Raw genomic sequence first — 22,993 nt, 5'->3', positions numbered from 1 at the left:
GGATAGAGCAGAATATCAGAATCCGGTAGGCCACGGGGCCTCCCCTCACGCGGTTGTCAAGACGTGGCAAGGCTTCTTCTGCCGGGTCCGGCGTCAGCCCGGTTCCCGCCAGGGTCCAGGTCCGTAACTCCTTGTCGATAAAGAACATTACAAAATTGCACTGGTCGGCGCGCGGCAGACACCTATACTCGCGAAAGAAGCCGGGACAGGAGACGCCATCATCATGATTCTCGCCGCAACTCTGTCGGGAGAGCGGTTCGTATTCCGCGATCTTCGTCACCTGCTGGCCGCGGCCTCTCCCTTGCGCTCCGGCGATCAGCTTGCCGGTCTGGCTGCCGTCTCCCAGACCGAGCGGGTCGCGGCTCGTATCGCCCTGGCCGATCTGCCGCTCCAGACATTTCTGGAGCATCAGGTCATTCCCTACGAGGCGGACGATGTGACCCGCCTCATTCTCGACACCCACGATGCCGGAGCTTTTGCGCCGGTCGGACATATGACGGTCGGCGCGTTTCGCGACTGGCTGCTCGCTCATGAAACCGACGGCGTCTCGCTCAGGGCGGTCGCCCCGGGGCTTACGCCGGAAATGGTGGCCGCCGTCAGCAAGATCATGCGGAATCAGGATCTGATCGCGGTCAGCCGGAAAATCGAGATCGTCACGCGGTTTCGCAACACGATCGGCCAGCACGGCGTTCTGGCCTCGCGCCTTCAGCCCAATCATCCGACGGACGACCTCAAGGGCATCGCGATCTCCACGCTCGACGGATTGCTCTATGGATGCGGCGATGCCGTGATCGGCATCAACCCGGCCAGCGACAGCGTCGAAAACGGCCTTGCCTTGCTGGATATGCTCGAGACCCTCCGGATCACCTACGACATTCCCACCCAGAGCTGTGTTCTGACCCATGTCACGAACACGATCGAAATCATCAACCGGGGCGGTCCGGTCGACCTCGTCTTCCAGTCCATCGCCGGAACCCAGAAGGCGAATGAGGGGTTCGGCGTGACACTCGGTATCCTTGCGGAGGCGCATGATGCGGCGCGTGCGCTCGGACGCGGAACCTGCGGCCAGAACGTCATGTATTTCGAGACCGGACAGGGCGCGGCACTCTCGGCCGACGCCCATCACGGCGTGGATCAGCAGACGGTGGAGACCCGGGCCTATGCCGTCGCCCGGGCCTTCGACCCGCTTCTGGTCAACACGGTCGTGGGCTTCATCGGGCCGGAATATCTCTATGACGGGAAACAGATCCTCCGCGCCGGCCTCGAGGACCATTTCTGCGCCAAATTGCTCGGCGTGCCCATGGGTTGCGATGTCTGCTATACCAATCACGCCGAGGCCGACCAGGACGATATGGACGCGCTCATGCTTCTGCTCGGTGCGGCGGGCGTGACCTTCCTGATCGGCGTTCCCGGTGCGGACGATATCATGCTCAACTACCAGAGCCTGGCCTTCAGCGACATTCTGACGACACGCGCCATTCTCGGCCTTCGACCGGCGCCGGAATTCGCGCAATGGCTCGAACGGATGGCGCTCTACGATCCCCAGACGGCACGGATGCAGGCGCCCGCCCTGCCCGATACGCCTCTCTCGCGCATGATCGGATGGGACTCATGACCGGCTTGCCGCCACGCGCCAGCTTTGACAGGGAGACCGTTGCGAAAGCGGAGTCCGGAACCCGCGAGGCCGTATCGTCGGGTCCCTCTTCACCGGATCCCTGGGCGCGTCTTCGCAACGCGACCCGGGCACGCATCGGGCTCGGGCGCACGGGCGACACCCAGATCACCCGCGACGTTCTTGCGTTCCAGGGCTGTCATGCCGGAGCGCGAGATGCCGTCCATGCCGCTCTCGATCCCGCACGTCTTGCGGCGGCGATACGCAACGCCAGCCCCCTGTGCCCGGAACCTCTCGTCGTCTCCAGTCAGGCCAGCGACCGGGCGACCTATCTGCGCAGGCCCGATCTGGGAAGACGGCTTTGCAGGTCCGCTCGGGCGGTCCTGCCGCGCGAACGGTGGGATCTCGTTCTGGTCCTTGCAGACGGGCTTTCGCCACGGGCGGTCGAAACCCAGGGGCCTGCCCTGTTTTCTGCCGTCTGCGAGGCGCTGCCCGGATGGCGCATCGCGCCGCCCGTAATCGCCCTGCAAGGCCGTGTCGCTATCGGCGACGAAATTGCCGAAACGATGGGGGCGGCATTCGTCGCTGTCCTGATCGGCGAGCGTCCCGGTCTTTCCGTTCACGACAGTATGGGCGTCTATCTGACCTACAGACCCGTTTCCGGCACGCCGGATTCCCGGCGAAACTGTCTTTCGAATATCCACGCTCACGGTCTGGCCATTCCGGAAGCCTGCGCCAAGCTGGTCTGGCTTCTGAACGAGGCGCGCCGTCTTCAGACGACCGGCGTCGCCCTCAAGGATCGCGCACCGTCCCTTGCGCCTTCTTCCGTCTCTTCGGCCGCCTCTTCCTTTCCCACTTCCTCCTCCCCTTCCCCTTCCCCGGAAACCCCGCATGACGACTGAAGCACCGAAGCTCGAGAAAAAACTGGGCGCATTCCATCTCTGGGGTATCGCCGTCGGCCTCGTCATTTCCGGCGAGTATTTCGGCTGGAGCTATGGCTGGGCGACTGCCGGAACACTCGGTTTTCTCGGCGCGACCTGTCTCGTCGCCGCGATGTATACCGCTTTCATCTTCAGCTTTACCGAGCTGACCTGCGCCATCCCTCATGCGGGCGGCCCGTTTGCCTATGCCAGCCGTGCCCTCGGACGCACGGGCGGCGCCATCACGGGTCTGGCGACCCTGGTCGAGTTCATCTTTGCCCCGCCCGCAATCGCCCTCGCGATCGGGGCCTATATGAACGTGCAGTTTCCGTCCCTGCCCCCGAAACTCGCGGCATGCGGGGCCTATCTGCTTTTCATGACCCTCAACATCGCCGGGGTCCATATCGCCGCGAGCTTCGAACTGGTGATCACGATCGCGGCCATCGTCGAGCTTCTTGTGTTCATGGCCGTCGTGGCCCCTTCGTTCTCCTGGGCCCATTTCACCGCAATGGGGTGGGGACATGCGCCCCATTTCGGATGGGAGGCCATGGGCGGACTCTTCGCGGCCATTCCTTTCGCGATCTGGTTCTTCCTTGCGATCGAAGGGGTCGCGATGGCCGCGGAAGAAGCACGCAACCCGCGCCGTTCGATCCCGATCGCCTATCTCGCCGGTGTCCTGACCCTTGTCGCTCTCGCCTTCGGGGTCATGATCTTCGCGGGGGGCTCCGGCGACTGGACGCAGCTCGCCAATCTCAACGATCCTCTGCCCCAGGCGATGAAACGGGTCGTCGGACCTCACAGCCCCTGGCTCTCCATGCTCGTATGGCTGGGTCTGTTCGGTCTCGTCGCCTCGCTTCATGGAATCATCATGGGGTATGCACGCCAGATCTACGCCCTCGCGCGGGCGTCGATCCTTCCCGCCTGGCTCGGCACATTGCATCCGCGGTTTCATACCCCGCATCGCGCCACCCTCGCCGGAGGCGTCATCGGTATCGTTGCGATCTTTGCCGATGACATCGTCTCGATCCACGGTCAGCCCCTGACGGCGACACTCGTGACGCTTTCCGTCTTCGGAGCCCTGACGATGTATTGCGCGAGCATGATCAGCCTGTTTCGCCTGAGGCGGATCGCACCGGAGCTGGAACGCAGCTATCGCGCCCCCCTCTATCCGTTCCTTCCCGGCTTCGCGCTTGTCGGTGCGCTCATCTGCCTGAGCGCCGTGATATACTATAATTTCGTTTTGTTTCTGTATTACGTGACATTCATTCTCCTGGCCTATTTGTTTTTGGCAGGCATTAAAAAAACTGCTACGGAAACGGTTAAGGAACGTTAGGATTACGGAAAGACATAATGGGCAGACACTATCTGAGACCGGCCTTCTCCCTCGCCATCCTCATGGCAGGTACAGCCATAGCCTCAGGAAGTACTCAGGCAGCGACCGGTGACACTTCCGGTCCGGCAGCGAACACGACCGACGCGGCTGCGGCAGCTGCCAGAAAGAGAATGCCCGACGTCCAGAAAGGAACGGGACCGACTTCGGATTATCTCGGCAACGCCCCGAACCCCCATGAGGCAGAGCCGATCCCCGACCAGCATGGCGGCAATCTCTTCCATCCCCGCTCCGGCGAGATGCCGACCTACTGGAACGGGCTCGAAGCCCATCTGACGGTGGAAGCCGGTATTGCGGGCAACCCCTGGACGAAATCGGGCCGCAACTTCGCGCAGTTCTATACGGACCGCGCAAACACCGTCACGCTCAACCAGATCATGGGGTCCATCTCCCATCCGGTCACCAATATCGGGAGCGGTTACGGGATCGGGTTCGTCGCCGAGGTCATGTATGGATCGGATGCCCGGTTCGACCCGACGATCGGTATGGCCGACAAGGCCCTGACGGGCCTCTACCAGTTCGTCCCCACACAGGCGCATGTCGATGTTCATGTTCCATGGATCGTGCCGAAAGGTGTCGATTTCCAGATCGGACAGATCTACGGTCTCATGGGGGCAGAAGGCACGCCCGCCCTGGCACGCCAGTTCTATACGTTCAATTACGCGTCCGATTACATCGTTCCGTTCGAAACCGTGGGCATTCTCTCGACCACACATCTGACGGATCATCTGGACTGGCTGCTCGGAATCGATGCCGGCAATTCCACGACGTTTGGCGGGGCGGGCAATAACAGCCGCCCCAAAGGCTATGCGGGTCTCGCCTTCGCGCATCTGATGGACGGCAAGCTGGACGGTCACGTGATCGGTCGTTTCGGCCCGCAGGGCAATAACGGCTATCCTGTCACCTCGCCCGCCGGCTGGACCAGTGCCGGAATCGGACCGGCGGCAAACAGCAAGATGCAGTATAACGGCGATATCCTGCTGACCTATCACTTCAGCGATCGGCTGGCCGCGACGGTCAACGGCACCTATCTGCATGACGATGTCTCGCGGGACGACGTCTATGGCGTTACCAGCTATCTCTCATGGGATATCAATCCGTCCGTCCGCCTGAATCTGCGCGGCGAGGTCTTCCGCGACAATACGGGTGCCGTCATCGCTTCCTATGCCAGCACGACCGCCTATACCGACGCGCTGCGCAACGCACCCTACCCCTATTACATCGCCCCGCCCACGACCTATGGGGAGCTGACCGTCGGCGTGACCTACCAGCCGCAATTCGTCAATCGTCACCTCAAACTCGGGAAGTTCACGGTACGCCCTGAAATCCGGCTCGACAAATCGCTCAACGGAACCCAGCCTTTCAACCGGGCGGCAACGGTGGAAGACCCCGTGGTACGCAACGGAACCAACAACATGCTCTGGTTCTCCTGCGACGCCATCTGGTCGTTCTGAAGGCTTCTGGTACGGGGGCTTGCGGTCTGGAGGCTTACGGTCCGAACGCCCCCGGCCCGAGCGCCCCCGATCCGAGCGCTTACGGCCCGAACGCTTCTGGCGAGAAGCTTACGATCCGGAGGCTGCTGGCCCACATCCGCAAGCCGAGGCTCTCCGCCTTCCGGCGCCATACCCTGGCCCGCTCCTGCCCGGCGTTTCTGCCTAGCGCTCCTCCCGGCGATAGGGCGCACCGAGCGCTGCCGGCGCCGCCCAGAGCCGCCTGAGCTTCGGGAAGAGAATGGACGGCACGATCATGCACAGGATCGTGACGACATAGGGGCTCATATTCATGAGGGGCGGAGCGACTGGCCAGCCCTGCGCCTGACCGAAAAAGCCGAGCGACATCACGAACCCGAAGAAAAGCGAGGAAAGGGCAGCCAGAACGGGGCGATATCCGCAGAGGATGACCAGAGCCACCGCAATCCAGCCGCGCCCGGCGATCATCCCTTCGGACCAGACAGGCAATACGGAGAGCGTCATGGCAGCACCGGCAAGCCCTGCGAGCGCGCCTCCTGCACTCACCGCGAGCATCCGGATACGGATAACCGGAAGACCCGACGCATCGGCAGAGGCCGGGGCCTCACCGACAGCGCGAAGCGCAAGGCCGGGCGCAGTGCGGAACAGAAAGACATGAAGGATCAGCGGCAGGATCAGGAAAGCGATCCAGACCATCGGCCCCTGACTGGATACCGGGCCAATGGGGGAGCCTGACGAGAGGCCGGGAAGAGTCCATTGCGGCAGCGTTGCAGTAACGGGGCGTCCGGCGACGGAGTGACCGAGCACGCCGCTCGCGCCAAGACCCAGAAGCGTCAGCGCGACGCCGCATAATGTCTGGCTGGCACCGAGGATGACCGTCGCGCAACCGAAGGCCGCGGCCCCTGCGGCACCGATCGCGGCAGCGGCCAGACAGCCTGCCCATGGCGAATGCGTCGCATCGGCGACAATCACGGCGAGAACCGCGCCGAGAGCCATGAGCCCCTCCACACCGAGATCGACCACACCCGCACGCTCGGCCAGAACCTCTCCCTGCGCGGCAAGCGCGAGAATGCTGCCATAGGCCATCGCATGCAGAACCAGCGCGAGAACCAGAGTCACGATGCTCTCCCGGAGCGGGACCATGCCGCATAGTCATCCGCCACGGCGATCGCGAAAACCAGCAGACCGGTCATCGCAAGAACGGCCGAGGCGCTGACCTGAACCGTTTGCAGCACGATACCGGCATTGAGAATGATCGCCATGAGCAAGGCGGCCGGAACGAGGGCCAATGCCGATTTCCGGGCGAGAAGGGCGACGACGATGCCGAGATAGCCATACCCGTTGGCCAGGCCGCCCTGGAGGCGATGCACGGTTCCGAAAACCTCGATCATCCCTCCGATCCCGGCAATACCGCCCGAGAGAAGAAGCGTGACGAACACATGGCGGCCGACATCGATCCCCGCGTAGCGGGCGGCCTCCGGGTTGGATCCACACAGGGCAAGACAATAGGAAAAACGGCTCCTGCGGAACAGCAAGGCGAGCATGGCCACAGCCAGCAGCGCGATGGGCCACCCGCAATGAACCGCGCCCGCAAATGCCGGAAGAACGACTTCGATGCGCGCGCTGGACATCTGGGCCCCTGTGACCTTGTCTGCCCACGGTCCCGTAACGAGCGCATAGACCATATAGAGAGCGATGAAGTTCATGAGCAGGGTGGTGATGATTTCGCTGACTCCGAGCCAGGCGCGCCCCGCAGCAGGCAGGGCGGACCAGAGCGCCCCGGCGAGAAAGGATGCGGTCATGGCCAGAACGAGCGTCAGAGACGAAGACATGAACGCGGCCGGGCTTCCGGCCAGAGCAGGGTTCGCCCCCCCTGACAAACCGATCGCCGCAGCGGCAGACGCGCCGGCGAGAAACTGCCCCTCGGCACCGATATTCCAAAGCCCTGCGCGCAGGGCCAGCCAGACGGCCGCCCCGGTCAGGAGAAGGGGCGTCATGTAGAGCGCGAGATTCTCGAGGCCGAACCGCGTGCCGAAAGTAGAGGTCACGACGAGACGACCGACCATACCGGGATCGAGGCCGAGCCCGTATATCCCTGCGGCAACGAGCAGGAAGACGATCCCGATTGCGATCATGCGTGCGATCACGATTCTGCGGAAGGATATCACCGCCATCTGTCTGCCTTCGCCTCTCATCGGGATCCGGATCCATGCCCGCTCATGAGCGCGCCGATATCCTCCCGCGTGGCCTCGCCCCGCCCGAGAATGGCCTTGACCTGCCCCCCGCTCATGACGGCGATGCGATCGCTCAGGGCGAGAAGTTCGTCGAGATCCTCGGAAACCAGAACGACCCCTCTCCCTGTATTGCGCAGGGCGACGAGAGCGGACCGCATCGTCTCCATCGCGCCGAGATCGAGACCGCGCCCGGGATAGCAGGCGACGAGGAAACGGGAGGCAATCCGGCTTTCCCGCGCCAGAACGAGGCGTTGCTGGTTCCCCCCGGAGAGACCGCGAACCGGGCGGGAGGGATCGGCCAGAGCGATTCCGGCCTCGTCGATCAGGAGGCGGGCATAGCGGGTCGCAGCGTCTTCGTTCCAGAGAAACCGGCCGCCCACGGGTGGCGTACGAAAGACGCGCAGCGCAGCGTTCTCGGTGGCACCGAGCGCAGGGGCAAGAGCCTGACGGAGACGATCTTGCGGCACATAGCCGATGCCCATCTCGACGAAGGCGGCAACAGGGCGCCCGGTCATATCCTGCCCTGCGACAAGGATGCGGCCCGTATCCGGATGACGCAATCCGGCGAGCATTTCCGCAAGCGCCACCTGACCGTTTCCGGTCACACCGCCAATCCCGAAGATTTCCCCCCGGAAGATATCGCACGAAACCGGGTGAACGCGCAGACGACCGCTTTCGTCACGCATCGTGACATCCCGCAGCGAGATCGTCTCGCGATCCGGATCGACTGCAAGGGGTTCTGGCGCTGGGAGAGCCTCTACGGGCGCATGGCCGATCATCTCGGCAACAAGCGCCTGGGGAGAGAGAGAACCGGCGAGATGGGTCGCGACGACCCGCCCCCGGCGCAGGACCGTCACCCGGTCGGCAAGCGCCATGATCTCCTCGAGCTTGTGGCTGATGAGAATCACCGCCCCTCCATCGGCGCGGAACCGGCGCAGCGCCGCGTAGAGCTCCGAAACCTCCGATGGCCCGAGCACCGCGGTCGGCTCGTCCAGAATGAGGAGCCGGGCACCCCGACCGAGAACGCGTACGATCTCGACGCGCTGCTGCTCCGGGGCGCTCAGGGTCTCGACACGGGCCTCCACATCGAAAGCGAAGCCGTATTTCTCGGCTTCCCGCCGCGCAAATGCCACGAGTTTCCGCCGTGACAGAATGCCTCTCATGTCCCGACGACCGAGGGCGAGATTTTCTGCAATCGTGAACCGGGGCACGAGCTTGAAATGCTGGTGCACCATGCCGATCCCTGCCGCGATTGCCGCATCGGGCCCGTCGAAGGACACGCCGTATCCATCCAGAACCAGCTCGCCGCGATCCGGACGATACAGGCCGGTCACGATATTCATCAGGGTGGATTTCCCGGCCCCGTTCTCGCCAAGAAGCGCGTGGATCTCCCCCGGATAGAAGGCGAGCGATACGTTCTCGTTCGCTACCACGCCGGGGAAGTATTTCGAGACTCCCTCCAGGGCGAGAAGCGGCGGCACGCCGTGAGGATAGCCGGCGGGACGGGGCTGGGCGGGAGAGACAGACTCAGACAAGGCCCGATACACCCTGCACCTGCCAGTCCCAGGCGTAGATATCGGCATCGCTCATCGTGTGCCCTTCCGCGACCCGGACGATACCCCGGGAATCCCGTATCGGCCCGGTGAAAGGCGACCACCCGGCCAGGATGCGCCGCCGCACGTCATCGGCTTCCCGCGCCACGGCCGGAGGGACACGCGCGCCCCAGCGATCGCGATCCACACCCTCTCCCAGCTTCAGGAAACGACCCTCCGCTCTCCAGCTACCCGCGAGCCGTCTGCGGACGGTCTGTGCATAGAACGGCGCGAAATCGAGTACGACCGAACTCACATAGGCGTCGGGGCCGAACTGGCGCATGTCGGTATTCCACATCGCTGCCCACACCCCGCGCTGCTGCGCCACCCGCAAATAGCCGGGATCGTCCATGATCCCGGCCAGGAAATCGCAACCGCTATCGATCAACGCAGCACCGGCAGAGGCCGCAGCCTGCGGATCGAACCAGGAATTGATCGGGATCGCCCTGAGTGTCGCGGACGGATTGACGCTGCGCGCGCCAAGAAGCGTCGCATTCGCACTCGCCAGAACCGAAGGCGTGGGGAAAGAGGCGACATAGCCGAGACGACCCGACCGGCTCAAACGTGCGGCTGCAATGCCGATCACATAACTCGCATACCAGTGGGTCATGTAATACCAGCCGAGATTATCGCTCACCCGGTGCCCGTCGCATTCGAGAAAGATCGTGTCGGGTGCCTGCTCTGCGACATCGCTGATGAAATCGCCATAATTCGAGGTGGCGATGATCATCTGCGCCCCTTCCGCCACGAACTGGCGGAAAATGCGCGTCGCATCGGCGGAATAGGGAACGCTCTCGACATAGAGGGTCCTGATCGCCGGATAGAGCGCGTGCAGATGTCTGATCGCCTCGTCGTGTTTTTGCGTCCATCCTCCGTCATTGACCGGGCTGGTATGCGCAAACCCTATGAGGAGTTCGGACTCGGCAAGCGTTCCGAAATGCTTCGCGGAACGCGCAGTGCCGGGAAATACGAGCGAAGCGAGAGCGGCACCGGCAGCACCGGTCATCCTGCGCCTCGGCATCGGGCAAAGGGACGCGCTCGAGCGCGCCGTAACGGGGCGAGCCCCCCTCAGTGACATGCCGCGATGCCGGGCATCGTGATGAATCCGGCCTGACGCCTCATGCCGGCGTCGAAGCGTCGTATGGCCGGGTAGAGATCCATCCCGATGCCCAGATCCCTCGCGAGCCCGGCGACCGGAAAGATCGCGACATCGACGAAGCCGCATTCCGGCCCGGAGAGCCATAATCCGTCCTCCATGGCCCTGTCGTGCAGACGATCCTCCAGACTCCGGTAGATATGCAGGATTTCGGGTGTTCTGCCGTCGCAAGGTCGGGTTGCGCAGAGCACGGCCCGCCGCACCGCGGAAAAGCGTTCGAGCGAATCCACGGCCCAATCGAGCATCTCGCGCCCGGAGGGATCCGGCCAGACCCAGGGCCGTCGCGGGAGCGTGGCGAGCCCGGAAAGGCAATCGTAGAAACCGACATGAGCGCGCTCGCCCGTCTCGTCCTCGAGAACGGGACCGAACCGCTCGGCGCGGCGATCCGTATCCTCGGCCAGGGCAATTCCGAGCAGGGACGCCGCAAGCCGGATCGCATAGCTGCGCTCATCGACGATCCACCCCCGGAGTATCAGCATGCGTCCCTCCCGGATGCATGATCCTCGAGCGCGTCGCGCAGATGACTTAGCCATGACGAGGCCTCTTTCCGATCCTCCCCGGGCGCGATTGCGAGATGGAGCATCGATATCGCCGGTTCCGGCGCGTGAAACGCGATCAGACGACCGTCGCGCTCCAGCCAGAATGCCCGGTCGCAGGACAGGACCGATCGTACCGTCGCGATACCGACCTCGACTGCAAGGCTGCGTATGCCGACCCGTCTCGTCTCGGCCGGCAGAAGCGCGGTTGCAGGCGGGGCTTCGTCCTCCCGCGCGAGCCAGATCATCCCGGCGCGTTCGATAACGCTGAAAAGGCGGGTTCTTATGGTCGAGGGCGGCTTGAGCGCCGGATGAGCCGGGATATGGCGACACGCCCCGTCTCCATCGAACTGCCATCCGTGATAGAGGCAGGCGAGGCGATTATCGCGAACGAAGCCGAGGCTCAGACGGACCCCGCGATGCGGGCAGCGATCCTCGAAAGCATGAAGAATGCCGCCTTCGTCCCGCCAGAGCACAAACGCGTCATCGCCATGCCTGACGGGTGCGATCTCGTTGCAGGCAAGATCCCTGCTCAGTCCGACCGGTATCACAGCCCGATAGTCCGTCGCGTCCCGCGGTATCCCGAACCGTGCCCGGCCCGGGACGCGTCACTGTAACGCTTTCTGCCACGCGGAACGTATAAAGGTCCTGTCATCGGGAGACGGTCCTTCCACAAGGAGATCGTTCCGCGATCTTGCCTGTAATTATTTTTTTGACAAGAGCGAATACAGTATTATTCTGAACGAACCCGAAACGAGACGATCAAAGGACGGATTTATGCCTCTCCTTCCCGATGCGGATCCGGTGACGCTGCGCCAGTGGTATCCGCTCGGAATGGAAGAGGACGTCACGACAGATGGCATCGTGACGCTGCTTCTGGGGGAGGAGATCGCCCTGTCCCGCGCCCCGGACGGCACGATCCGGGCGATGTGGGGAGACAGGCCGCTTACCGCCCTCCTGCGATATGGCTATGTCTGGACCTCTTTCCTGTCGGACGGGACGGGACACGATCTCGTCCCCGTCATCGAGGAGGCCATGGAGGACGATCGGCGTCTGGTCTGCTGCGGATCGGTCATGGTGCGTGCCTCGGCCCTGCGGGTCGTTGAGAACTTTCTCGATATGGCGCATTTTCCATTCGTTCATACCGATATCCTCGGTGCCGAACCGAGGACGGAAGTCGAGCGCTATTCGGTCGAGACCAGAAAGGACGGTCAGGAGATCTGGGCCGTTGAATGCCGCTTTTTCCAGCCTCAGGCAGCCCTTTCGGCCGATGGCGGGCTCATGGTCGACTACATCTATCGTATCGCATCCCCGTTCTCGACCCTGCTTTACAAGACCTGCCCGGAGCAGCCCGGGCGCAAGGATGTGATCGCCCTGTTCGTCCAGCCAATGACCCAGGAAACCTGCCGTGCCCATCCGGTCATGTTTCTGCTGGACGGCAATTCGGACCGCGACGCCCTTGTCGCATTCCAGCAGATGATCTTCCTCCAGGACCGGACGATACTGGAAAATCACCGACCGGAGGCGATGCCCCTGGACTCGTCGAGCGAGATCTCGACCCTCTCCGATCGCAGTTCGGTCGCCTATCGCCGATGGCTCCGCGCCCAGGGTGTCACGTTCGGGGCGTCACGGCCGGAGCATCGCGATCGGGGCGACATGATCGGGGCATCGCGCCCCGCACGACATGACGGGCGCGGCGCTTGAGCATCCCCGCCCCCACCCGTCGAGCGCACTGGAAGGAAGCGCAATGAGCGAGCCCGATCCGGAGCGCGATCGCGCTTTCCTGCGAGAGGCCTTTGCCGTTGCCCGCATGTCCCGGGCGAAGGGCGATCATCCCTTCGGCGCCATTCTCGTCTCGCCGCAAGGCAGGGTTCTCCTGCGCCAGGGAAACGGGTTCACTTCGGAAGGCGGAGACATGACGGCCCATGCGGAGCGTCTTCTCTCGAGCCGTGCGAGCCGTCGTTTCGACCGCACCCTGCTGGCCGGATCCACGCTCTACAGCTCGGCGGAACCCTGCGCGATGTGCAGCGGTGCCATCTACTGGGCAGGGATCGGACGCGTGGTTTATGGACAGTCGGAGGCCCATCTGAAAGCACTGACCGGCAACCACCCAGAAAACCCGACGCTCGACCTTCCCTGTCGAACCGTGTTCGCAGCGGGCCAGAGAGAGGTTGTCGTCATCGGCCCCCTCCTCGAGGATGAGGCCGCAGCACTGCATGACCGGTTCTGGGAGAGATCTCCTTGAGCCGCTCTCTCCTCGTTCACGATGCCTATCTGTATATCGACAGGAACCGGGAAATTCCGGACGGATGGATTCACATCGAGGAGGGCCGTGTCATTGCGACCGGCGGCCCCTGCGATCCCCAGCCCGTGAATCGCGTGCCGCCCGCAGACAGGATCTCGGCGCGAGGGCGGCTCGTCACTCCGGGCATGGTGAATGCGCATCATCACATGTACCAAAATCTTACCCGCGCCTATGCTCCCGTCACCAATGGTACGCTGTTCGAATGGCTCAGAGGACTCTATCCGCTCTGGGCCGGACTCGACGAGGAAAACGTCTATCTCTCCGCCCGGATCGCCATGACCGAGCTTCTTCTGGGCGGATGCACGACCTCCATGGACCATCACTACGTGCATCCCCGGCCCCATCTGATCGATGCCCAGATCCGGGCTGCGCGGGATCTCGGATTCCGCTTCATGGCCACGCGAGGCTCGATGACCCGCTCGGAAAAGGACGGGGGACTTCCGCCGGATTCCGTCGTTCAGGACGAGACGACGATACTGGAGGACTGCGAGCGGCTCATACGCCGCTTTCACGATCCCTCGCCCGGCGCGATGACCCGTATCGCCCTCGCTCCCTGCTCGCTGTTCAGCGTTTCGGACACGATCATGACAGAGAGCGCCGCCATGGCCGAACGCCATGACGTACGGCTCCACACCCATCTTGCAGAAGATCGTGACGAGATCCTCTATTGCCGGGAACGCTATGGATGTACTCCTGTCGAGTTCTTCGAGCGCTCGGGCTGGTCGAACGATCGCGCCTGGGTCGCTCATTTCATCTATCCCTCCTCCGGAGAGATCGATCGTCTCGCGCGCAAGGGTGTCTGTGCCGCCCAGTGTCCCTGTTCCAACATGATGATCGGCGGCGGTTCGGCAGACGTCATGGATCTGCGCCGGCGCGGCATGGCCGTTGGGCTCGGATGCGACGGTTCGGCCTCTACCGATCACGGATCGCTCTGGCTCGAGGCACGCATGAGCCTGCTGCTGGGACGCTACCGCAACGGCCCCCATGCGATGACCGCGCGGGATGCGCTGGACATGGCGACCAGAGGCGGTGCGGCCTGTCTCGGCTGGAGCGATGAAATCGGCCATCTCCGCCCCGGAGCCTGCGCCGATCTGGTTATCTGGCACATACCGCCCGTGGCACGCGCGGGCGCACTCAGCGACCCCGTCGAGGCACTGCTTCGCTGCGCCCCGGCAATGGCCTGGTATACCGTCGTCAATGGTCAGGTATGCGTCAGGGAGGGGCAACCCTGCCAGAACGATCTCGACCGTATTCTCGCCGATCATGAGAAAGCATCGAGACGAATGCAGAAGATCTCCTGAAAATCTGCCCCATCGGCTTGGGGTCGTCATCCGGCATGAAGTTCGTGACAAAAGATGAATACTGACCGGTCGCGCGGAAAATGAGAAAGCCGGATTGCAAATCCTGCGACGATCCCCGAAGGTTCCGCTTCTGTTTACCCAGTGTTTTCATTGAGTCCGGGACCCGATCACTTCATGAGTCAAGATACCCCGCTGATTGGCATTCTCGTCATGGGCCTCGGGATGGCCTTCATCCTCGGCACACTGGCGCAGCGTATCCGGATCTCGCCTCTCGTGGGCTATCTTCTGGCCGGGATCGCCGTCGGACCGTTCACCCCCGGTTTCGTGGCCGATCAGTCGCTCGCAGGCGAACTTTCGGAGATCGGTATCATATTGCTGATGTTCGGGGTCGGTCTTCACTTCTCTCTCAAGGATCTGATCGCGGTCCGCGCCGTCGCCGTTCCGGGCGCGCTCATGCAGATCGCCGCCTCGATCCTGATAGGCGGGGGCGTCGGTTGGCTGCTCGGCTTCACGCCGGGTGCGTGTCTCATCTTCGGCATAGCGCTGAGCGTCGCCAGTACCGTCGTCCTCCTGCGAACGTTGCAAGAACAGCGCCTGATCGAGACCGAGCGGGGGCGTCTCTCGGTCGGGTGGCTGATCATCCAGGATCTTGTGACGGTTCTGGCCCTCGTCCTGCTCCCCATCTTTGCCCCGATCATGCAGGCTGGCGGCCATGCCTCGATCAGCCTGGGCGGCATTCTCGTCGCAATTGCGCTCACGATCGGCAAGGTCGCGGCCTTCATGGCGCTGATGCTCGTGGTCGGGCAGCGCGTCATCCCCGCCATTCTGCATTATGTTGCCCATACCGGATCCCGGGAGCTGTTTCGTCTTTCCCTGCTCGCTCTGGCTCTCGGCGTCGCTTTCATCGCCACCGAATGGTTCGACGTCTCCTTCGCGCTGGGGGCCTTCGTGGCCGGAATGGTGCTGAGCGAGTCCGAGCTCAGTCATCGCGCCGCCGAGGAAACCCTCCCTCTGCGCGATGCCTTCGCCGTTCTGTTCTTCATCTCGGTGGGCATGCTGTTCAATCCGCTCGTGCTTTTTCGTCAGCCTCTGCCGCTTCTGCTGACCTTTCTCGTGATCATGATCGGCACCCCCCTTGCAGTGATCGGTATTCTGAGGCTGCTGAGACAGCCCTGGAACACCACCCTCTTCATTGCGAGCGGCCTGGCGCAGATCGGCGAGTTCTCCTTCATTCTCGCGGCACTGGGCGTGAAGATGCACGTTCTCGACCCGCACGGGCGCGATCTCATCCTGGGGGCGTCCATACTCTCGATTCTGGTCAATCCGTTCATTCTCATGGCGACGCAGAGGATCGAGGCCTGGATCGCACGACGCGCGCCCCATCCGACCGATGCGGTGCCGGACGAGACGGGTATCCTCCTCCCGCCTCCTGTCCCGACGCGTCTCGACGATCATGTCATCGTGGTCGGATACGGGCGCGTGGGTCGTCTCGTCGTCGACGGATTGATGCGAAAGGGCGAGAAAGTGCTCATCGTCGAGACCGGGAAGATCTCCACCCCGGATTATCCCCCGGACCGCGTCGAATGCCTCGTCGCGAATGCGGTCGAGAGCCGGACCGTCAAGGCATTGAATCTCGAGAAAGCGCGACTTCTGCTCGTGGCCATTCCCGAGCCGTTCGAGGCGGGTCAGATCATTTCGCAGGCGCGGGCTATCAGGAAGGACCTGACGATCATTGCGCGTGCGCATTACGACAGCGCGGTCGAGCATCTCGCGAGCCTCGGAGCCGATCACGTGATCATGGGCGAACGGGAAATGGCGCTTGCCATGCTCGAGCGTTCCGGCGCTATCGTCCAGCCGGGAGCGTAAACCTCTTCTCCCCTGGGCCTGCATTCCGACCGGGGCGGATGGGAACGAGACTGATCCGGGCAGATCGTTCGGGATGCGCATCCGATCCTCGCTGCGCCTCGGCACGGATATGGTGTCGAAGCCCACCGCCCCGAAGTGCCGGGCGATGACGCAGCCGCCTCGGGCCTCAATCTCCCGTGTACACTCATCCCTGATCGACAGATGTTACGGAAGCCGCATGGACGACAGGCGTCTGGCATTGCGTCCCGGTCATGTGGGTCCATGGCGGTGTCAGGTCTGCTTCCGCTTGCCTCGGAATATGTCAAACAATGACAAATGTGGCTTTTTTGACATAGTGGTCAGATAGCGCGGAACGACATTCCGTCATTTCACATTGCTGTCATGAAGAACCCGATAACAAGCGAGCCATGCCCGACCGCATGGCCGAAGACGCGACGAACGAATTTCCGTTTTCTCTTCTAGTCAATGGCAGTCGGACCATCACGCAATACTTATGCCCTACGGTACTCATTATCATGTCACGAAAGACCGGCTCCATGTTCTCACGCACAGCGACACTGTTCGCGACGACTGCACTGGTTACGCTATTCGCGCCATGCGCCGAGGCACAGAAGCGGAACGATTCGGTTTCGACCCGGAATAATCCCGCCACGCATGGATCGGCGTCAAAGCAGCCCGGACGCGCCCGCACCGAGGCATCGCGTGCGCCCTCCATGCTCGGCGCCACCGCACCGACCGACGAGCATATCGAGGTTACCGGACATAGCTATGGCGATGGCGTCACGCGGCGCGCCTTCGGCGGCGGTCTCATGGTCAATCAGGACAGCCCCAAATCGGTTTCGGAAATCACCCGTGATTTCATCGCCAAACAGAATCCGGCGCTGAACCCGATGCAGCTCATTGCCCTGCTTCCCGGCGCCAACGTATCCGACACCGATCCGCTCGGCATGACGGGTGGCAATCTCTCGGTTCGCGGCCTGACCGAATCCCAGATGGGGTTCACGCTCGAGGGCTTCCCGATCAACGATATCGGCAATTTCGCCGTTTATCCGCAGGAAATCGTTGATGCCGAGAACCTCAAGACCGTGCGCCTGGCGCAGGGCTCGGCCGATCTCGACTCGCCTCATATCAGCGCCTCGGGCGGTGTGGTCGATATGTATATGATCGATCCGAAATTCCGCCCCGGCGGGATGGTCGATATGACCTACGGGTCCTTCAATGCCACGCGCGGCTTTCTGCGTCTGGATACCGGCAGGATCGGCGCGACCAATCTCAGAGCCTATTTCTCCTACTCGCAGAGCCGTCAGGATCATTGGCGCGGCCCGGGTTGGGACAACAAGAAACACGGCGAGATGAAGATCGTGAATGACTGGGGCGACGGCAATCGTGTCTCTCTGGCCGTGGTCGGCAACAACATCCAGAACAACGCCTATCCGAATGCTAGCCTCGCGAGCTGGAAGAAATGGGGCACCGGCTTCATCAACCCGGTGGGCGGAAGCGGTCTGGCCGCGGGCGATCCGCCCAACACCGTGTACGACGCACATTACTACACGCCGACACGACCGGGTTCCGTCAATTATTACAAGACCCGCCCCAACCCTTTCACCAATATCTATGCCTCGATGCCGTCCACCTTCAAGCTGAACGATCATCTGACCCTGACCGAAACCCCCTATTTCTGGTATGGCTACGGCAATGGCGGTGGCGCACAATATACGGACATGTCCCGTTTCACCTACGGAACCCAGACGCTTTCCGGCACCGTCAACGGGCAGGGCGGAACGGGTATGAGGGTGCTTTACAATCCGTCTCTCACGGAAACCTATCGTCCGGGCGCCACGACGAAACTGACCCTCACGACCGGAATCAACCGACTCATGATCGGCTACTGGTTCGAATACGCCAAGCAGCGCCAGACGGCGCCTTACAGTTTCGTCGGACCGGACGGGACGCCCCTCAGTCAATGGGGCGACGAGAACAATGTCATCCTGAGCAACGGCGCGAAGGCTCAGTATCGGAACACGTTCACCCAGACCCAGGTGCACACGCCTTTCATCGGAGACAGCCTGTCCCTCCTGCATGACAAGCTGACAATCGATGCCGGTCTGAAATATTCCATCGTCAAAAGAAACGGCACCAACTACCTGCCGGATGTGCGGAACAAATATGTTTCGACCAATTATAACCAGGCGCTTCCCACAGCCGCCATAAGATACAAGATCGACAACAGGAACCAGGTCTTCGTCTCCGTGGCGACGAATTTCCGTATGCCGCAAAACTATGCGCTTTACGACGCTGGCAGCTTCAACCAGAAAACAGGTCTCTACTCGACCCTTGCCAACCCCGACCAGAAAGCCGAAATCTCGATTTCGGAAGAGGCAGGCTGGCGCTATCAGGGGGATCTGATCTCCTCCTCCCTGACCTATTTCCATTACAACTTCACCAACAGACTCTACACCCAATCCGTCCAGGATCAGGCATCGGGCGCGTTCTACTCCACCAATATCAATGCAGGCGGCATGCATTCGGACGGATTCGACGCCGAGATCGGAACGCGGCCCATCCACAATTTCCGCCCCTATGTCTCGGTGGAATATCTGCACGCGGTGACCGACAGCAATCTCCCGGCGGGTTCGGGAAGCGGCGCGGATTACGTACGCAGCGCCGGAAAGCGCGCTCCTCAGGCACCTGACTGGCAGGTCGGATTCGGCCTCGACTATGACGACGGCACGCGCTTCGCCAATTTCAACCTGAAATATGTCGCACGCCAATATGCCACCTTCATGAACGACCAGAGCATTCCGGGTTATGTGCGCATGAATGTGGGTGTCGGTTATCGCTTCCCGAAGGTCGGAATCTTCAAGCGCCCGATCCTGAGGCTCAACCTGCAGAACATCAGCAACAACCAGTATCTGAGCTGGATCCAGTCTCCCCAGACGAACGCAAATCCGACAATCGGCGTTTTCGGCAACACCATCGGCGGTTCGACCCCCACCTACAAGATCGCCTCGCCCTTCGCCGCGATCGCAACGCTGACGAGCGAATTCTGACCCCCTCTCCCCGGTCGCGCACGCATGGCGCGACCGGAGAAAGGCAAGGCCCATCATAGAGTTCGAATCCCCGCCTGCTCCTGCGGGGCGGGGCATGGAGGGGAAACACTTGCCCGGCAGTGCAAGCCGCCGATGGCTGGCTTCCAAGCTTTCCAGCGCTGTCTTCGCTTACCGGCAACTCTTTCCATCGATGGGATGAATGCAGCCTTTCGAGCGTTCCGACCTGTCCCTCTTCGGTGTGTCTGCATCCAAGATTTTCGCGAAGTAGTCGTGAGGCGGAAGCTCGAAATATTGGGCCGCGCACCCGTCACAGCGACCGGCAAAGTGGCCCCGAGACGAGATACCGCACTGTATCTGCCGTCACGGAACCGTTCGGTTCGGCAGGCAGCTCGAGAGGCCCGACTCGCAGTAAGCGGTCCGGATCTGGCACGATTCGACACGATACGACTCGACTCGAAACGTACCGGAATGAACCAAAATACACCGAGGTCCGTAGTGTTCGATCCTCAGGAAACGGCTATTTTCTGCGGGGGAGGATGGTGGGTGCGACAGGGATTGAACCTGTGACCCCTGCCGTGTGAAGGCAGTGCTCTACCGCTGAGCTACGCACCCATCCTGCGGTGACGCGTCTCTAGCAAAGAGCGGGAGACGCGACAAGAGGGGGGATGGAAAAAGATCAGAAGCCGAACATGTGATCGAGAGAGAAGCCGCCGCGCGCGTCCCGCTGGCCGTGGTAGCCGAACAGACGACAAGACAGATCGCGGATCAGCACATAGCCGCCGATACCGGCCTCGGCGACCTTCTCGGGGCCGAATATCTCATGCGGCCAGACCATGTAGGACCCGCTCGGATTGATCGAGATCCGGCGACGTTCGAGCTCGACACCATCGTGCGCATAGAGATGAAGCACCGTTTCCGAAGGCGCCGTTCCCTCGACAGAGGCCGGATGGATCAGACACGAGAAGCTCTCATGTCCCTCCTGCCCGAGCTTCAGGAACAGACGTGTCGTCAGTCCGGGCGGCGGTCCTGCATAGGATTGCGGCTCGGAACGCCACGTCATGAGCGTGTTGAAGATATGCCCTCCGAAGCTGGTTTCGGCGGCATGGTCCGTCTCCCGGCTCTCATAACGCATCATGGCGTGGAGCCAGCCATCGCCGTCTCCCCCGTCGCGAAAATCGTACACGAGATCGGCGTGTCCCGGGCGATCGGTCAGCTCGTGCAGCGCGACCGCGACATGATGATTGCGCGGCAGATTGCCGAGGAAACGCTGCGAGACGAGCGCGCCTGCCTCGTCGAACACGTCGATCCTGAGCGGAAGGCTATGTATCTGCTCGGACATGGGATTGGGCTGCACGACGGTCGTGAAACGGGCCGGATCGAGCACGGGAAACGGAAGGACGAATCCGCGTCCCATCGAGGGAGGCAGCGCTCTCAGGGCGGGTTCGGGCTTCAGATCGCGACGCTCGACATTGAGATGCGCGATCCGCGTCAGCGCGCCCTGCGTGATCTCGTAACGGGGACGCACGACATGATTGCCCGATCGCAGCTCGAACTGCGCCGGCCAGACGATTCCCGGGGCCAGCGCGCCGACATCGAGAGGATAGGTGGCGAAAGGCGCGATCTCGAGCGGAACGGGATAGGCGGTATCCTCTCCCATCTCGTTCAGCGTGATCGCCCCGGCAGGGATCGGGGTCGCATGACTGTTCTGGACCCACAGAACCAGTCTTTCATCCTCGCGCGGGGCGGGCAACGTCGCGAAACGGGGAGACGGCCAGGCATTGGCGTCATGCGTGACCGACAGACTCTTCTCTCCGTTCTTGCCGTAGATATCGAGCGCGTATTTGACGACGTCGTGTCCCCTCGCCCCCAGAACATGAATGAAGAGCTGCCCGCAGAAAGAAGGCAGGCCGAAACGCTCGCGGATCTCCGCGCTATCGACCACGATTCCAGCCGGGGCATCCGGCACTTCATGCTCCCACTCCGCCAGGATCGCGCCGTCACCATCGAACAGGCGCATCCAGTAACGCACATCGGTCGCGTCGTAATTGCACCAGTAATTTGCGGTCACGAGCCTCGTGCTGAAGCGCTCGTCATCCCGGAAAAAGGCGAAATTGGTCGCGAAATTCTGCTTGTCGAGATAGGCGCGCGTATTGGTCAGCATACGCTCGGGAAGCTTGGCGGGCTCCAGAGAGACGATACGCTGGTCGGCATGGGTTACGCGCGACAGGCGCGCGCGCATCTTTTCCTGCTCGAAGGAAAGAGCCAGCACGGCGCGGGCCTTGCCTGTCGAGAGATCGGTAAGCGCAAGTTTCTGCCCGCCGAAACCGTCCGGCAGCCCGACCTGTTCGGTATCATGGGTATAGACACCGGCCTGCGGCGCAAATTCGGGATAGAGCGCGACCAGCGTCTGCAACATGTTCTCGGGGTCGTACACGGCAAAGGCACCGCTCTCAGCCAGGGTCGCCGCCACATCTCGCAGGGCCTCGCTCGCAAGCGGATGGGCAAGGGCCTTGTAGAGAATGTTACCGCCGCCCTGAGCGTCGAAAGTGATGATATCGAGCATGGCCGTCCTGACCTCGTTTCCTTATTGCGGGTCTCGCCCTCCTGGGAGAGCAAGACGTCGTGTCATTTCTTCTGCCGCTCGACCGGTATCGTCAAGCGGCGATACAGGCCAGAGCATCCATTCCGCTCCGAGGGGGCGTACCCTGTCTTCGGCCGCAAGCCCGTCGATAAAGGCGCCGATCCGCCTCGAACGCCCGGGAAGATCGATGATCATCACCGGTGCCTCGGTGGCGACCGCCTCGGAAACCATCGATACGCTGTCTCTGGTCACCGCAATCGCATCGGCGCAGGCAAGGAGGCCCTGATACGGATTCTCGCCCTCTCCGCGCCAGAACCAGGCATCCTGGCCGGCCAGCATCGTTTCGAGCACCGCCATCGCCGCCGGGTCGGTGCGTCGTGACGGTGTCAGCGCGAAATGCACCGGCGCTGTCGACGCCATGCCCAGAAGGGTCCGGGCAAGATCGCGCGCCTCTTCGACGCCGAACCTGAATCGCCCGTTCGTTCCCCCTATGAGTACGGAAAGGAGAAATTTACCGGGCTTGCGCAGGCGCGGCGACCATTTGATCCGCGCGTCACGGAGGATATCGGGTGTGATGCCATGCAAGGCGGTGCGGCAGGACACAACCCTGCCTCCGGACATCCTGTCATGAACGCTGGCGACGATCAGGTCGAAATGCCGCGCCGACATCCGCGGATTCTGGATCTGCACCAGAGGCAGGCCCGTCTTCCGTTTCATGGCCGCCCCGATCGCCCCTCCCGTGCCCCCGACACTGACGAGCAGCGCGGTCCCGGCCGGAAGCGCGATCCCGGCCGTATGCGCGAGCGGAACGGGACAGAAGCGCGTGGGGACATGCCGCCACATGCCGGTCATACGGACCGGGTGGAAATGCCATGGCAGTCCGGCGCGCTCCACGAGGCCTCGGGCCTGGGCACGCATTCCGGCAAAATCTTCGGCTATGATCGCAACACTCATGAGTTGGTAATTCCTTCACCGGCGGTT

At 62.5% G+C, this 22,993-nt stretch carries 17 protein-coding genes and 1 tRNA gene; 9 read left to right on the top strand and 9 right to left on the bottom strand.

The features are described 5' to 3' along the window. Positions 1-223 precede the first annotated feature (223 nt). The 4 genes from SSA02_RS04355 to SSA02_RS04340 are packed head-to-tail and all read left to right on the top strand — an operon-like array spanning position 224 to position 5,376. Complete coding sequence (locus SSA02_RS04355; RefSeq protein WP_147092746.1) at positions 224-1,615, top strand: ethanolamine ammonia-lyase subunit EutB; 1,392 nt, start codon at positions 224-226, stop codon at positions 1,613-1,615. Then, positions 1,612-2,514: an ethanolamine ammonia-lyase subunit EutC gene (gene eutC / locus SSA02_RS04350; RefSeq protein WP_147092745.1), complete on the top strand. Its 903-nt coding sequence runs from the start codon at positions 1,612-1,614 to the stop codon at positions 2,512-2,514. Before SSA02_RS04355 ends, eutC begins: the two co-directional genes overlap by 4 nt. Then, on the top strand, positions 2,504-3,865 hold the full coding sequence (eat, locus tag SSA02_RS04345; RefSeq protein ID WP_147092744.1) for an ethanolamine permease: 1,362 nt from the start codon (positions 2,504-2,506) through the stop codon (positions 3,863-3,865). Before eutC ends, eat begins: the two co-directional genes overlap by 11 nt. A 17-nt stretch (positions 3,866-3,882) precedes the next feature. Continuing rightward, positions 3,883-5,376, top strand: a complete 1,494-nt coding sequence (locus SSA02_RS04340; RefSeq protein ID WP_246103628.1) for an outer membrane beta-barrel protein — start codon at positions 3,883-3,885, stop codon at positions 5,374-5,376. A 201-nt stretch (positions 5,377-5,577) separates the two neighbouring features. Here SSA02_RS04340 and SSA02_RS04335 read toward each other — a convergent pair whose 3' ends face one another. The 6 genes from SSA02_RS04335 to SSA02_RS04310 form a co-directional block, all read right to left on the bottom strand. Continuing rightward, the gene (locus tag SSA02_RS04335; RefSeq protein WP_147092743.1) at positions 5,578-6,510 is read right to left on the bottom strand and encodes an ABC transporter permease; all 933 of its coding nucleotides are present in this window, start codon (positions 6,508-6,510) and stop codon (positions 5,578-5,580) included. Then, a complete protein-coding gene (locus SSA02_RS04330; RefSeq protein ID WP_246103627.1) occupies positions 6,507-7,565 on the bottom strand; it encodes an ABC transporter permease in 1,059 nt (352 codons plus the stop codon). Before SSA02_RS04330 ends, SSA02_RS04335 begins: the two co-directional genes overlap by 4 nt. A gap of 17 nt (positions 7,566-7,582) precedes the next feature. Continuing rightward, entirely contained in the window at positions 7,583-9,160 is a 1,578-nt protein-coding gene (locus SSA02_RS04325; RefSeq protein ID WP_246103626.1) for an ABC transporter ATP-binding protein, read from the bottom strand. After that, entirely contained in the window at positions 9,153-10,223 is a 1,071-nt protein-coding gene (locus tag SSA02_RS04320) for a BMP family ABC transporter substrate-binding protein (protein WP_246103625.1), read from the bottom strand. Before SSA02_RS04320 ends, SSA02_RS04325 begins: the two co-directional genes overlap by 8 nt. A gap of 62 nt (positions 10,224-10,285) precedes the next feature. Next, complete coding sequence (locus SSA02_RS04315) at positions 10,286-10,852, bottom strand: glutathione S-transferase family protein (protein ID WP_147092740.1); 567 nt, start codon at positions 10,850-10,852, stop codon at positions 10,286-10,288. Further along, a complete protein-coding gene (locus SSA02_RS04310; protein WP_147092739.1) occupies positions 10,846-11,460 on the bottom strand; it encodes a Rieske (2Fe-2S) protein in 615 nt (204 codons plus the stop codon). The genes SSA02_RS04315 and SSA02_RS04310 overlap by 7 nt, the downstream gene beginning before the upstream one ends. 226 nt (positions 11,461-11,686) lie before the next feature. On the opposite strand from SSA02_RS04310, the gene SSA02_RS04305 reads away from it, so the two are divergent. The 5 genes from SSA02_RS04305 to SSA02_RS04285 all read left to right on the top strand — a co-directional run bounded on the left by SSA02_RS04305 (position 11,687) and on the right by SSA02_RS04285 (position 19,431). Beyond that, complete coding sequence (locus SSA02_RS04305; RefSeq protein ID WP_246103624.1) at positions 11,687-12,613, top strand: aromatic ring-hydroxylating oxygenase subunit alpha; 927 nt, start codon at positions 11,687-11,689, stop codon at positions 12,611-12,613. Positions 12,614-12,656: 43 nt separating this feature from the next. Continuing rightward, positions 12,657-13,154, top strand: a complete 498-nt coding sequence (locus SSA02_RS04300) for a nucleoside deaminase (RefSeq protein ID WP_147092738.1) — start codon at positions 12,657-12,659, stop codon at positions 13,152-13,154. After that, on the top strand, positions 13,151-14,515 hold the full coding sequence (locus SSA02_RS04295) for an 8-oxoguanine deaminase (RefSeq protein WP_147092737.1): 1,365 nt from the start codon (positions 13,151-13,153) through the stop codon (positions 14,513-14,515). The genes SSA02_RS04300 and SSA02_RS04295 overlap by 4 nt, the downstream gene beginning before the upstream one ends. A gap of 174 nt (positions 14,516-14,689) precedes the next feature. After that, positions 14,690-16,381, top strand: a complete 1,692-nt coding sequence (ybaL, locus tag SSA02_RS04290; protein WP_147092736.1) for a YbaL family putative K(+) efflux transporter — start codon at positions 14,690-14,692, stop codon at positions 16,379-16,381. 536 nt (positions 16,382-16,917) lie between these two features. Continuing rightward, the gene (locus SSA02_RS04285) at positions 16,918-19,431 is read left to right on the top strand and encodes a TonB-dependent receptor (RefSeq protein ID WP_246103623.1); all 2,514 of its coding nucleotides are present in this window, start codon (positions 16,918-16,920) and stop codon (positions 19,429-19,431) included. Between the two features lie 537 nt (positions 19,432-19,968). Here the strand turns inward: SSA02_RS04285 and SSA02_RS04280 are convergent. From SSA02_RS04280 to SSA02_RS04270, 3 genes are all read right to left on the bottom strand, one after another. Further along, positions 19,969-20,043 (bottom strand) — tRNA-Val (locus SSA02_RS04280). A gap of 64 nt (positions 20,044-20,107) precedes the next feature. Beyond that, a complete protein-coding gene (locus SSA02_RS04275) occupies positions 20,108-21,994 on the bottom strand; it encodes a hypothetical protein (RefSeq protein WP_147092735.1) in 1,887 nt (628 codons plus the stop codon). 21 nt (positions 21,995-22,015) lie between these two features. Next, complete coding sequence (locus tag SSA02_RS04270; protein ID WP_147092734.1) at positions 22,016-22,966, bottom strand: mitochondrial fission ELM1 family protein; 951 nt, start codon at positions 22,964-22,966, stop codon at positions 22,016-22,018. Positions 22,967-22,993 lie beyond the last annotated feature (27 nt).

Origin of the sequence: Swaminathania salitolerans (genome assembly GCF_007988945.1) — a bacterium.
In the GTDB taxonomy this organism is placed as follows: domain Bacteria; phylum Pseudomonadota; class Alphaproteobacteria; order Acetobacterales; family Acetobacteraceae; genus Swaminathania; species Swaminathania salitolerans.
The sequence above is the reverse complement of the archived record's forward strand: the minus strand, read 5'-3'. Positions and strand labels throughout refer to the sequence as shown.

What these genes read in the sequence shown, in the direction of transcription:
- SSA02_RS04355 (WP_147092746.1), top strand. Translation starts at nt 224, where the DNA reads ATGATTCTCGCCGCAACTCTGTCGGGAGAGCGGTTCGTATTCCGCGAT.
- eutC (WP_147092745.1), top strand. Translation starts at nt 1,612, where the DNA reads ATGACCGGCTTGCCGCCACGCGCCAGCTTTGACAGGGAGACCGTTGCG.
- eat (WP_147092744.1), top strand. Translation starts at nt 2,504, where the DNA reads ATGACGACTGAAGCACCGAAGCTCGAGAAAAAACTGGGCGCATTCCAT.
- SSA02_RS04340 (WP_246103628.1), top strand. Translation starts at nt 3,883, where the DNA reads ATGGGCAGACACTATCTGAGACCGGCCTTCTCCCTCGCCATCCTCATG.
- SSA02_RS04330 (WP_246103627.1), bottom strand. Translation starts at nt 7,565, where the DNA reads ATGGCGGTGATATCCTTCCGCAGAATCGTGATCGCACGCATGATCGCA.
- SSA02_RS04320 (WP_246103625.1), bottom strand. Translation starts at nt 10,223, where the DNA reads ATGACCGGTGCTGCCGGTGCCGCTCTCGCTTCGCTCGTATTTCCCGGC.
- SSA02_RS04315 (WP_147092740.1), bottom strand. Translation starts at nt 10,852, where the DNA reads ATGCTGATACTCCGGGGGTGGATCGTCGATGAGCGCAGCTATGCGATC.
- SSA02_RS04305 (WP_246103624.1), top strand. Translation starts at nt 11,687, where the DNA reads ATGCCTCTCCTTCCCGATGCGGATCCGGTGACGCTGCGCCAGTGGTAT.
- SSA02_RS04300 (WP_147092738.1), top strand. Translation starts at nt 12,657, where the DNA reads ATGAGCGAGCCCGATCCGGAGCGCGATCGCGCTTTCCTGCGAGAGGCC.
- ybaL (WP_147092736.1), top strand. Translation starts at nt 14,690, where the DNA reads ATGAGTCAAGATACCCCGCTGATTGGCATTCTCGTCATGGGCCTCGGG.
- SSA02_RS04285 (WP_246103623.1), top strand. Translation starts at nt 16,918, where the DNA reads ATGTTCTCACGCACAGCGACACTGTTCGCGACGACTGCACTGGTTACG.
- SSA02_RS04275 (WP_147092735.1), bottom strand. Translation starts at nt 21,994, where the DNA reads ATGCTCGATATCATCACTTTCGACGCTCAGGGCGGCGGTAACATTCTC.
- SSA02_RS04270 (WP_147092734.1), bottom strand. Translation starts at nt 22,966, where the DNA reads ATGAGTGTTGCGATCATAGCCGAAGATTTTGCCGGAATGCGTGCCCAG.